The organism is Streptomyces sp. NPDC088400 (assembly GCF_044753355.1).
Lineage (GTDB): Bacteria > Actinomycetota > Actinomycetes > Streptomycetales > Streptomycetaceae > Streptomyces.
Genome location: NZ_JBIVMZ010000016.1, coordinates 154,901 through 165,953 on the forward strand (window position 1 = coordinate 154,901; position 11,053 = coordinate 165,953).

Annotated in this window: 8 protein-coding genes and 1 pseudogene; 5 read left to right on the forward strand and 4 right to left on the reverse strand. The window is 66.7% G+C overall.

Translation table 11 applies throughout. From position 1 onward, the window contains the following. Window positions 1–57: 57 nt before the first annotated feature. The 3 genes and pseudogenes from ACIQD6_RS31765 to ACIQD6_RS31775 all read left to right on the forward strand — a co-directional run. Window positions 58–1,206 carry a DUF475 domain-containing protein gene (locus tag ACIQD6_RS31765; RefSeq protein WP_401889236.1) on the forward strand — a complete coding sequence of 383 codons (1,149 nt, stop codon included), beginning with the start codon at window positions 58–60 and terminating at the stop codon, window positions 1,204–1,206. A gap of 681 nt (window positions 1,207–1,887) precedes the next feature. Beyond that, window positions 1,888–2,769: an LLM class F420-dependent oxidoreductase gene (locus tag ACIQD6_RS31770; protein ID WP_401889239.1), complete on the forward strand. Its 882-nt coding sequence runs from the start codon at window positions 1,888–1,890 to the stop codon at window positions 2,767–2,769. Between the two features lie 123 nt (window positions 2,770–2,892). Next, window positions 2,893–3,528, forward strand: a pseudogene (locus ACIQD6_RS31775) (histidine phosphatase family protein); the annotation flags it as partial. A gap of 44 nt (window positions 3,529–3,572) precedes the next feature. Here ACIQD6_RS31775 and ACIQD6_RS31780 read toward each other — a convergent pair. The 4 genes from ACIQD6_RS31780 to ACIQD6_RS31795 form a co-directional block, all read right to left on the reverse strand. Further along, entirely contained in the window at window positions 3,573–4,934 is a 1,362-nt protein-coding gene (locus ACIQD6_RS31780) for an aldehyde dehydrogenase family protein (protein WP_401889242.1), read from the reverse strand. Continuing rightward, entirely contained in the window at window positions 4,934–5,992 is a 1,059-nt protein-coding gene (locus ACIQD6_RS31785; protein ID WP_401889244.1) for an AMP-binding protein, read from the reverse strand. Before ACIQD6_RS31785 ends, ACIQD6_RS31780 begins: the two co-directional genes overlap by 1 nt. Before the next feature lie 65 nt (window positions 5,993–6,057). Then, window positions 6,058–7,170 (reverse strand): NAD(P)/FAD-dependent oxidoreductase, encoded by a 1,113-nt coding sequence (locus ACIQD6_RS31790; RefSeq protein WP_401889247.1) that lies wholly within the window; start codon window positions 7,168–7,170, stop codon window positions 6,058–6,060. Next, window positions 7,167–8,126, reverse strand: a complete 960-nt coding sequence (locus ACIQD6_RS31795) for a hypothetical protein (RefSeq protein WP_401889286.1) — start codon at window positions 8,124–8,126, stop codon at window positions 7,167–7,169. Before ACIQD6_RS31795 ends, ACIQD6_RS31790 begins: the two co-directional genes overlap by 4 nt. 317 nt (window positions 8,127–8,443) lie before the next feature. On the opposite strand from ACIQD6_RS31795, the gene ACIQD6_RS31800 reads away from it, so the two are divergent. Further along, a complete protein-coding gene (locus tag ACIQD6_RS31800) occupies window positions 8,444–9,424 on the forward strand; it encodes a TerC family protein (protein WP_401889289.1) in 981 nt (326 codons plus the stop codon). Window positions 9,425–9,672: 248 nt separating this feature from the next. Continuing rightward, window positions 9,673–11,046, forward strand: coding sequence for an NAD(P)/FAD-dependent oxidoreductase (locus tag ACIQD6_RS31805; RefSeq protein ID WP_401889250.1), 1,374 nt, complete (start codon window positions 9,673–9,675; stop codon window positions 11,044–11,046). Window positions 11,047–11,053 lie beyond the last annotated feature (7 nt).

An 11,053-nucleotide genomic window follows, 5' to 3' on the forward strand; every position in this document is an offset into this window, starting at 1 on the left:
TTTCGTAAAGCCAGGTACGGCGCGGGGGGAGTCCCGCACAAGACGATTGGGTAGCCAGTGCTTCTGAAAACGTTCGGCTGGTCGTTCGCGGTCACCGCGCTCGGTCTGGTCGCGGCGGTGTTCTACGGGGGGTGGACCGGCTTCGGAATCGTGGCGATCCTGTCCATCCTCGAGATCTCGGTGTCCTTCGACAACGCCGTGGTCAACGCCGGGATCCTGAAGAAGATGAATGCCTTCTGGCAGAAGATCTTCCTCACCATCGGCGTCCTGATCGCGGTCTTCGGCATGCGCCTGGTCTTCCCAGTCGTGATCGTCGCCATCAGCGCCAAGACCGGTCCGATCGAAGCGGTACAGCTCGCGCTCGACGACAAGGACAAGTACCAGCAACTGGTGACCGACGCCCACCCGTCGATCGCCGCCTTCGGTGGCATGTTCCTGTTGATGATCTTCCTCAACTTCATCTTCGAGGACCGGGAGATCAAGTGGCTCGCCTGGCTGGAGCGTCCGCTCGCCAAGCTCGGCAAGGTCGACATGCTCTCCGTCTGCATCGCGCTCATCGTGCTGCTCGTCTCCGCGATGACCTTCGCCCCCAACGCCCACCAGCACGGCGGCACCCATGCGGACAAGACCGAGACCGTCCTGATCGCCGGCGTCGCGGGCTTGATCACCTACCTGATCGTCGGCGGCCTCTCCGGGTACTTCGAGAACAAGCTCGAGAAAGAGGAGGAGCGCGAGCACGAGGCCGAGGAAGAGGCCAAGAGGAGCGGCAAGAAGGTCCCGGCGGTCGTCATGGCCGGCAAGGCCGCCTTCTTTATGTTCCTCTACCTGGAAGTCCTGGACGCATCCTTCTCCTTCGACGGCGTCATCGCCGCCTTCGCGATCACCAACGACATCGTCCTGATGTCGCTCGGCCTCGGCATCGGCGCGATGTACGTCCGCTCACTCACGGTCTACCTGGTCCACCAGGGCACCCTCGACGACTACGTCTACCTGGAGCACGGAGCGCACTACGCGATCGGCGCCCTCGCCGCGATCCTGCTCATCACCATCCAGTACGAGATCCCCGAGGTCATCACAGGACTCATCGGCGTCGTCCTGATCGCTTGGTCCCTCTTCTCCTCGGTCCAGCGCAACCGCAGGCTGGCGGCGGCCGAAGGAAAGGACACAGGGTCCAACGACAAGGCTGAAGTTCCCTCCGGCGTCTGAGCCGGGCCACCAGCGCGGGCCGCAGGACGGGCAGGACCTGAGCGGTCTGGACGATCGACGACGCCGATGTCAGGTCAGGCCCCACCCGCCGTTCCACCCCTGATGGTGCAGCAGGGTTCGGACGGCCTCGCCCGAACCCTGCAAGCCCCACACGTACCCGCTTCATGATCCGCCTCCGCCACCGACAACGGTTGCCTGGACGGGCCGATCGCCAACTCGGCTGTCAAGACTGGATGTTCGCGATCCCGGCACCATGGGTGGCGTTTCGGCGCCGTACCCCTGCTTGACTCAACCCGGGGTGTCGTGCTCCTGGCCCGGCCGACCGGGGAGACCAACAGCGGCCAGCCGTCCGGGGCGGCGGCAACCTGCAACTCCCGCCGTGGTACCGGTGATTCCCGGAGCGCACGCAAGGTGCTCGGCGGTTCCCCTGCGGACATCGAGGACAGCAGTACAGGTGATGCTGGACGGCACACGCCCCTCGACCGGGACACGATCCTCGCAGACCCGTTCCCTCCAGAGGCTTCACGCGTGTTAAACGCCGGGTCACCATCTCGGCCACCCGCACGCGGCCCCCACCGTAACGATGACGTTACCGAGAGGACCTCAATGAATAACTGAGCGAGATGATTTCGCCCCACCCAACGGGATGACGGGAGAATCATCGCGTGATATAAATGCATAATGTCTTTACAACGACCCTTCCGCTTCGGTGTCAATATGTTCGTCCCCGGATCGCGACGCGAGTGGATCGCGAAGTGTCGCAGAGCCGAGGAACTCGGTTTCGATGTAGTCGGAGTGGCCGATCACCTCGGGTTCTCCGCGCCGTTTCCAGCAATGGTGCTCGCAGCCGAAACGACCGAACGGGTACGGCTGAGTACATTCGTGTTGAACACACCGTTCTACAACCCCGCCCTTCTCGCGCGTGACGTGGCGAGCACCGACCAATTCGTCGACGGGCGTATGGAACTCGGGCTCGGCGCAGGATACGTGAAGGCCGAGTTCGACACGGCGGAGATACCGTTCCCCAGCGGCGGAAAGCGGGTCGAACAACTGGAACAGACCGTCACCACGTTGCGCCGTCTTTTTGAGGACACGGAATATCAGCCGCGTCCGGCCCAACCATCCGGTCCACCACTGCTGATTGGGGGCTGGGGCGACCGGCTGCTGCGGCTGGCCGCCACACACGCCGACATCATCGCCTTCACCGGGGGCTGGGCCAACGCCACCGGTGATGTACTCCAGCTGGCCGGAATCGCGCAGACGGAAGAACGAGTCGCCTACGTGCGCGGCCTACTCGGTGACCGCGCCGACGCTGTGGAGCTGAATATCCTGGTGCAGCAGGTGATTCCGCCCGCCGAACGCGCCGCGGTACCTGACAGGTTCGAACCGCTGCCGCCCGACGCCGAGCACACTCCCGAGGAACTGCCCAGTGTGCTGATCGGAACCCCGGCGGAGATGGCGCAACAAATCAAGGAACGCCGCGAACGCTACGGCTTCACCTACTTCACAGTCATGGAATACAACATGGAGAACTTCGCACCGGTCATCGCCGCGTTGCGCTGAACTCCGCGCTTCGCCACAATGCCGCCGGCGACGGGGGCTGTAATAGAAAGGAGTGTCCCGATTCGCATCGGCCCCAGAACTGATCGTGGAGCGGCCGGCGTGAATCTCTCGCTCGCCGGCCAGGGAAGCCCCACGACACTTATGCTGCTGCGCCACGGTGAGACGGCATTGACACCGGAAAAGCGGTTGTCCGGCAGCGGCGGCTCCGATCCGGCATTGTCGGAGACCGGGCAGCGGCAGGCCGAGGCCGCCGCGAGGATGCTCGTGGCACGCGGCTCGGTGCAGGCGGTGGTGTCCTCACCACTGCGCCGAGCCCAGCAGACGGCCGAGACAGCGGCACGACGGCTGGGCCTGGAGGTGCAGGTCGACGAAGGGCTCAGTGAGGCGGATTTCGGTGTCTGGGAGGGACTTACGTTCGCCGAGGTGAGCGAACGCTACCCGGCCGAACTGGCAGCGTGGCGCGCCTCTCCGGCGGCGGTGCCGGGCGCAACCGGGGAGACGTTCACCGCAGTTGCGCGCCGGGCCGCGCTCTCGCGGAACCGGCTCCTGGCACGGTACGCGGGGCAGACGGTGTTGGTCGTTTCGCACGTCGGGGTGTTGCGGACGCTGGTTCGGCTGGCGCTGGGCGCACCGCCCGCGTCCCTGTTCCGGATGGAGCTGTCGGCGGCCTCGCTGTCGGCCGTGGCCTATGACGCGGATGGGAATGCGTCGGTGCAATCGCTGAACGACACGTCGCATCTGGCGGACCACCACCGCTGACCTCGGCGGCCAACGGGGTGGCGCTCGGCACGGTACCTCGTCGATCAGCGTCGAATCGTCTTGGCGCGCATGAGGAGTTCGGCGAGGTAGCCGTCGTGAGGCAGTCCGTACTCCATCCACGGTGTCGGATGGTCACCGACATAGACGTTGGCGATGGTCGGCTCGGCCACCAATTCGTCGATCAGGTCCGCGTCGGTGGTGACGGCGGTGAGGACGAGGGTGTCGCGCAGCGGCCGGAGCCCGGCGTCGCGGTCCCACGGTGCGACCCACGCACAGGGGAAGCCCAGCTCTATACCGAGCTGTTCGGCGAACGGGCTGTCGAGCTGGTGCACCGCAGGACGGAGCACCGCGGAGCCATCGCCGAGATCGTCGGCGATACCGTCACCACCGAGCCACGCCTTGGTACCGGCTGCCCGCTGCCGCAGATACCTCTCCCACCTACGGGCGGGATCGACGGGCATCACGGGCAGGACCGCGCGCTCGTCCGTCGCGGGCAGGCTGGGCAGCGCGGCGAGGCGTTCGGCGATCGCCGCGGCCACGGGAGCGGGGTCGCCCTCGACCAGTACGCCGGTGGCGTTGACGCAACCGACGCCCCCACCACCGCTGATCGACTCCACGATGGTGTCGATGATCGGCTCCCACTCGGTCTCGGCGGTGATGAGTATCTTGGAGCGCCCGGGGCCTTGCGGCAGAATGCGTGGATCGCCCGCGTATTTGCCCACGACATCCGCGCCGCCGTACACCATTCCGAAATCGGCGTGCCGGAGGATGTCACCGGCCACGTCGTGGTCGGTGGGCAGCAGCACGACTCCGTCGTCGCCGAACCCGGCCTCGCGCAGGGCAGTGACCAGCCGGTGCGGGGTGAACGGCTCACGCCGGGAGGGACGCACGGCAACGCGATAGCCGAGCGCGAGGGCATCGAGCCAACCCTGGTGCACCGCAGGGTGATTGCCCGCCGCGTGGACGGCGAATACCGTACCGCGCCGGGTCCACACCGCCGCACCGTCGCGGGCCCGCGGATCGCGCCACGAGGCGACCGTGCCGGCCGGCCGCGCGTTCTCCACGCTGAGATGGATCCGCTCGGTGGCCCGCGCGATTTCGTCGGTGGCATTGCGCACCACCGTGATCGGGATCCCGGTGGTCGAGCTGACGGTGTGCTGATACTCCTCCGCCGTCAGTCCCGCGATCGTCTGCGTGGCGAAAGCCCGGCCCGCCCGTGCGAACGCCTCGATCCGTGCGTCGACGGGCAGCGTCGGCGCTCGACGCAGGGCCTTTATGGCGCGGGTGATGTAGAGCGAGGGTGCGAGACTCAGTGTGGCGGCCGGCTTTCCGGCAAGATCTCGGATGGTCTCCTGGCGCCGGGACCGATAGGGGCCGCCGGGGCCGAGTACGTCCAGGGACAGCATCAGTACACGCCCTCGACCACGGCCGTGTCGCCGAAGGACGCCACAGGTGTGACGTCTGCGACCGCATCACCGAAGCCGTCGGTCACCGGTGCGATCCGGGTTGCGTAGTCCCGCTCGATGTTGTTGACCAGCAAGGCACTTCGGCTCATGTGATGCACCACTATCTGCCCGCGCTCGCCGTACGGAACGACTTGGCCGGTGTCGGGGTCGACCACCCGGAACGTGGTGTACGGAGCGAAGGAGTCGAACACGCAGGGCCCGTCGGCACCGAGGCCGGGCCGCTCCATCGATGTCCCCAGCATCATCGTGCCGCCGTACCCGCCGACGAACTTGGCGCTTCCGAACACCTCGTCGCGCAGCAGATCCCGGGTGTCGGCGTCCAGATGTGTGCCACCCCAGATGATCGCGCGGACCTTCCGGTTCACCAACTCGACCAGTTCGTCGTCCTGCGCGAGACGCTCCAGCATCGGTGGGGTGGCGAACAGGACACCCACATCCTGGCTGGCCAGAATGTAGCCGACCTGTTCGATGAGATGGTCGGTGTAGGCCTCGGCCATGTCCGTACGGCCCTGCGCGATCATCTTCTTCACCCATCGCGGGTCCAGATCGATGCTGAAGTTCAGCCCGCCCCGAGACATCGCGGCGTCGACCGCCATTGCTCCGACATTGTGCGGCCCGGTGGGAACCGCACTGAGCCAGTCGACATTTCGGGGTACGCCGTGAGAATCCAGTCGCTCACTGAACCATTCGACGCTGCGCCGATGCCATTCGGCGCTGTACATCACTCGCTTGGGCTGCCCTGTAGTGCCGCCACTTTCGTAGACGGCCGCCCCGTGTTCGTCACCGTAGCCACGGGGGATCAGATCACGGACACCGACATCGCGCAGCTCGTCCACCACGTTGGGAAACAAGCGGAGATCGTCGAACTCCCGGATATCGGTCAGCGGATCGAAGCCGAGGGTCTCGGCGCGTTTCAGCCAGAACGATGAACCCGTCTCCGGACTGAAGTGCCAGCGCATCATCTCCCGAACGAACTCTCCGTCAGCGTGCTCGACCATGGATTTCCCTCTCGAAAGAACTGAAAAAATGCCCGGCAAACACCCGCTCGCGCGCCCCTTCTTTCCTACCCGGTCTCAGCCGAACCACTGAGGCAGCGGTCGGTGGAGAGGCCGGTGGTGTCGATCCAGGATTCCTTGCCGAGCACGAGGTTTCGGATGATCTCTCCGGCAGCAGGTGCTTGGCACAGCCCCTGACCGGAGAATCCAGCCGCGTAGAGGAACGGGCGGGATCTGTCGCGGCCGATGAATGCCATTCCGTCCGGACTGACGTCGAGGTCTCCGGTCCACCCGCTGTCGATGCCGTTGCCGGCGAGGGCCGGGCAGGTCGTGCCGAGGTGATGTGACACCCGTTGCAGCCAGGCCTGTCGGGTTTCGTCGGGTGCGGGGCGGCCCATCCCGATGAGGATGCGGTCTCCCCAGCTTCGAATCCGCAGGCTGGACGGGTGCATGGTCATCGGCAGAGCGTTGTGCGGGGCACTGCCGGGGGTGTCGGTCAGGAGCATTTCGACGGGGTACGTGGTCACGGGAATGCGTACGTCGGCCATGGCCGCGACCGTTCCCGCCCAGGGGCCCGCCGCGCAGACGATGGTGTCCGCGCGAATGCTGCCCGCAGGCGTGTGGACCCGTCCGTCGGGGTCGATGCCGGTGACGGGTGTTTCCGTGCGCAGGACGGCGCCGGCCTGCTGGGCGACTGCGGCGTAGCCGCGCACGATCGCGGCGGGGTCGCAGGCGTAGGCCTCGGGCGCCCAGGCTGCCGCCCGGACGGTTCCCTCGTCGACCAGCGGGTTGAGCCGCGCCGCTTCGGCAGCGGTCACGAGGTCGACTTCCACTCCAACCGCCTGCTGGGCAGCTTGGGTGTCCCGGAAGTCCCGCACCTGGTCTTCGTCGGTGAACAGCACGAGCAGGCCGATGCGCTTCAAGCCGAGGTCGGTTCCGGTCCGGTCGGCGAGGGCGTGGTAACTCGCCAGACTCCGGACGGCAAGGCTGCTGATGAGAGCGTTGCCGGGAAAGTAGGTGCGCACAACGCCCGCGGTGGTCCCGGACGATCCCGAGCCGAGCGCGCCTCGCTCCAGCAGGACGGTACCGACGCCCGACTCGGCCAGCCGGCACGCTATTGAGGTGCCGATGACTCCCCCGCCGATGACGACGACGTCCGTGCGTTCGGGGAGTTGGCTCACGACTGGTGGACCGGTTCGGTGGGGCGCAGCTGGCGCAGGTGGTCCCCGGAGTCCCACGGGTACAGGTGCAGGTTCCAACCGCCCAAAAGGTTGACGTAGAGGGCAAGTTGGCTCACCACGCTCATGAAGTCATCGCGGTCGAGCTGGTCGAGGCAGGCCAGGAAGCGCTGAGTGAAGCTCCACAGCTGCTCCAGGCCGCAGTAGCCCAGAAACTCTGCCGGGACACCGACCAGCAGACGCGTCATGTGACGCAGTGACTCCATCGGCATCCCCTGGACCGTGGCCCGGACCAGACCACCGTAGGTGGCATATCCCAGCGGACGGGTCTCACCGTTGACGAACAGCAGCGTCGGCAATACCGTCTCGAAACTCCCTGCCCCGGAAGGGATCACTCCCTCGTGGAGATCAGTGAGCTCCTTCGGCCCGGACAGCCAATCCCGCTCGGTCGCGGTGTACACGTCGTGAATAAGACGGCTCGCGTCGGGATGTGTGGCGGTCAACTTCGGAATACGGTGGCCGCCTTCGGATCCCGCCTTGCGGACGTCCACCAGGATCGGCTTCTTCGTCGAATAGACCGAATCCCAGACCGCCTGCGCCGCCTCAAGCAGTGCGGGCATGTCCTCCTGCCGGATTCGGCCCACCGGGGCTGCCGGCATCGGCTCGGTCAATGTGCCGTACTTGATGCCCACATGCTGTAGCGCGGAGCAGAATACGGTTCCATCGGGAGCGTCGCGTCGGTCTGCGATCCGCATGGACGGCGAGAGATGCAGCAGCGACGGTATGGGGGCCGCGTGATATAGATGCTCTCCCGCCACCAGCGCGTGTCCCTGCAGACTCTGGTAGGGCAATGACTCCCACAGCGCGTCGGCAAGTTCAGCGTTGCGGCCGTCGAGTTCCGCGGTCACGCTGATACCCAGGTCGGGCCAGGCGATCTCGACATGCCGACCGGAAAACATTTCAGTCAAGGCTTTCTCTTTCGCTCGGTTTACCTGTTTGGAATTACCTGCGGTCGAGCCTCAACGTACCGGCGATCAAGCGCGCTCCCACCCCTAATCCGCCCCCTATCGTGGTGATCGTTCTACCCCAGCGCGCCGCCCGCGACGGGCTCCGGCCAGGCTTGACGTTTCCCGTTGCGTGCCGAAGCGACTGAGCAACTGCCACAGGAGGCCTGTGACCAGGCCTTCATACTGTTTCTTTACCAACTCTTGGGGATCCTTGTACCCTTGGAAGCTCGCGCCACAGGGAGGGATCCAGGTTGAACGTCTCAACGACCATGTGGGTGCTCACAGTTGCAGGGCTGTGTGTGCTCGTCGCGGCCGACTTCTTCGTCGGCGGCCGTAAGCCGCATGAAGTCTCGATCAAGGAGGCGGGCATCTGGACGACCGTCTGGATCGTTCTCGCCACACTCTTCGGTACGGGCCTGCTGATCTGGGGCGGCGGACAGGCTGCCGGTGAGTTCTTCGCGGGCTACGTCACCGAGAAGTCGCTCAGCATCGACAATCTGTTCGTCTTCGTGCTGATCATGGCGAAGTTCGCGGTCCCGTCGATCTACCAACAGCGCGTGCTGATGATCGGCGTGCTGATCGCGCTGGTACTGCGCGCCGTGTTCATCGCCGCGGGCGCCGCCGCGATCAACTCGTTCGCCTGGGTCTTCTTCGTCTTCGGCGCCTTCCTCGTCTGGACTGCCTGGAAGCTCATCCAGGAGGCGCGGGCCGGCGAGGAGGACGAGGACTGGGAGGAGGGCCGCCTGATGAAGGCCATCGAGCGGCGCTTGCCCTCCACCGACAAGTGGCACGGCACGAAGATGTTCGTCCGTGAGAACGGCAAGCGGCTGGCCACCCCGATGCTGATCGTCATGCTGGCGATCGGTATCACGGACGTGCTCTTCGCGGTGGACTCGATCCCGGCGATCTTCGGCCTGACCCAGGACCCGTACATCGTCTTCACTGCCAACGCCTTCGCGCTGATGGGTCTGCGGCAGCTGTACTTCCTCATCGTCGGCCTGCTGAAGAAGCTGGTCCACCTGTCGTACGGCCTGTCGGTCATCCTCGCCTTCATCGGCGTGAAGCTGGTCCTGCACGGCATCCACGAGACCACGACCCTCAACGTCCCGGAGATCACTCTCCCGGTCTCGCTGGGCGTCATCTTCGGCGTACTGATCATCACGACGATCACCAGCCTCATGGCGACGAAGAAGGCGTCGAAGGCAGAGGCGGAGAAGGCCGGTAGCGAAAAGGCCGACGTCCAGAGCTGAGCCCCTCCCCCACGAGTCCGGCCTCTCCCGTCAATGGCGCTGGGGGCGGCCGGTCTTGACCGAAGCGATGGGGGGAACCCCTATCTTCGCCGTTCGGCCTCCACAGGGCCGTGCGCCGCGGCCTAGCATCGCGGCGTGACGCAGTCGGTTCAACGGCACGGGCACCGTGCCCAACCGGGGCACGGGCGTGGGGTGTGGCCGCCGCTTCGCAGTGAATCGTAGGGGCAGCACAACATCCGGGAGCATGCATGGTTTCACGAATCGTGGTGGCGGGAGGGGGCATCGCCGGGCTGAGCGCCGCGTTGTTGCTCGCCCGCCGGGGGTACTCGGTGGACCTGGTGGAGCGGGACGGTCCCCCGCCGAAGGACCTCAGCGACATTCAGGAGTGGCAACGGCCGGGTGCGCCGCAGGTCCGCCACCCGCACATGTTCCTCGGCCTGTTCCGGCACCTGCTGCAGACCCGGTTGCCGGATGTGCACGCCGACCTGCTCGCGCACGGGGTCGACGAGGTGGACATGACCGCGCCGCCAGGGGTCGAGGCCCCGGGCGACGCGACCGAACTGGCGAGCTTCGGCTCACGCCGGGCGACCGTCGAGTGGGTGCTGCACCGCGCGGTGCGGAAGCAGGCCGGTCTCCGGCTCCGCCACGGTCTGTCCGTCCGTGAGGTCGTGACCGACCAGGGACGCGTCCGGGGTGTACGGGTGGACGGCGCGGTGCTCGATGCGGACGCGGTGGTGGACGCCACGGGGCGACGCTCGCCGCTGGTCGGCGCCTTCACCAAGGAAGCGGAGGAGAGCCCTTGCGGCAACGTCTACCACAGCCGTTTCTACCACCTCCTTGACGGCGTACCGAAGCCGCCGACGTTCCTGGTTCCCGTGGTCTTCGCGGGCGGGGCAGGCTTCGGCGGCGGGCTCTACGCGCACGACAACCGCACGTTCGCTGTGGTGTTCGCCCGGTTGCCGGAGGACGAGGCACTCGGACGGCTTCGCGAGACCGGCGCGTTCGAGGCCGCCGCGAACGCGGTGGCCCAGTTCGGGCCGTGGCTGCGGCCGGGCAGCGCCGAGCCGATCGGCGACGTCGTGCCGATGGCCGGACTCACCAACACCTGGCGCGAGTTGTCGCCCGATACCCCGGACGGCTATCTGCCGCTCGGGGACGTGCTGTGCACGACCGACCCCATCCTGGGCCGAGGTGCGTCGTTCGCCCTGGCCGGTGCGGCCGAACTGAGCGATCTGATGGACCGTCACCAGGCGGACCTGGGAGCGGTGAGCGCCGGACTGCGGGCCTACGCCGAGCGTGAGCTCCGCCCCTGGTACGAGGACGGGGTCCACGACGACGTGGAGCGCACCCGGAGCTGGCGCGCGACAGTGGACGGCCGGCCGGAGCCGCCCGCCGGACTCCCGTTGGCCGTTCTCGCGGCCCTGGCCGGTCAGCAGGACCACCGCCTGTGGGAGCTGGCGCAACTGCGCGCCAATCTGATGGCTTCCCCGGACAGCCTGGACACCCCCGAGGTGCGTGAGCGGCTGGACACCGTGCTGGCCACCGGCTGGGAGCCTCCGGTGCTCTCCCCCGGCCCGTCCTACCCGGAGCTGAGGGACGCGCTGACCGCGCACAGCGGCTGAACAACCG

What these genes read in the sequence shown, in the direction of transcription:
- ACIQD6_RS31770 (WP_401889239.1), top strand. Translation starts at nt 1,888, where the DNA reads ATGTCTTTACAACGACCCTTCCGCTTCGGTGTCAATATGTTCGTCCCC.
- ACIQD6_RS31780 (WP_401889242.1), bottom strand. Translation starts at nt 4,934, where the DNA reads ATGCTGTCCCTGGACGTACTCGGCCCCGGCGGCCCCTATCGGTCCCGG.
- ACIQD6_RS31785 (WP_401889244.1), bottom strand. Translation starts at nt 5,992, where the DNA reads ATGGTCGAGCACGCTGACGGAGAGTTCGTTCGGGAGATGATGCGCTGG.
- ACIQD6_RS31795 (WP_401889286.1), bottom strand. Translation starts at nt 8,126, where the DNA reads ATGTTTTCCGGTCGGCATGTCGAGATCGCCTGGCCCGACCTGGGTATC.
- ACIQD6_RS31800 (WP_401889289.1), top strand. Translation starts at nt 8,444, where the DNA reads ATGTGGGTGCTCACAGTTGCAGGGCTGTGTGTGCTCGTCGCGGCCGAC.
- ACIQD6_RS31805 (WP_401889250.1), top strand. Translation starts at nt 9,673, where the DNA reads ATGGTTTCACGAATCGTGGTGGCGGGAGGGGGCATCGCCGGGCTGAGC.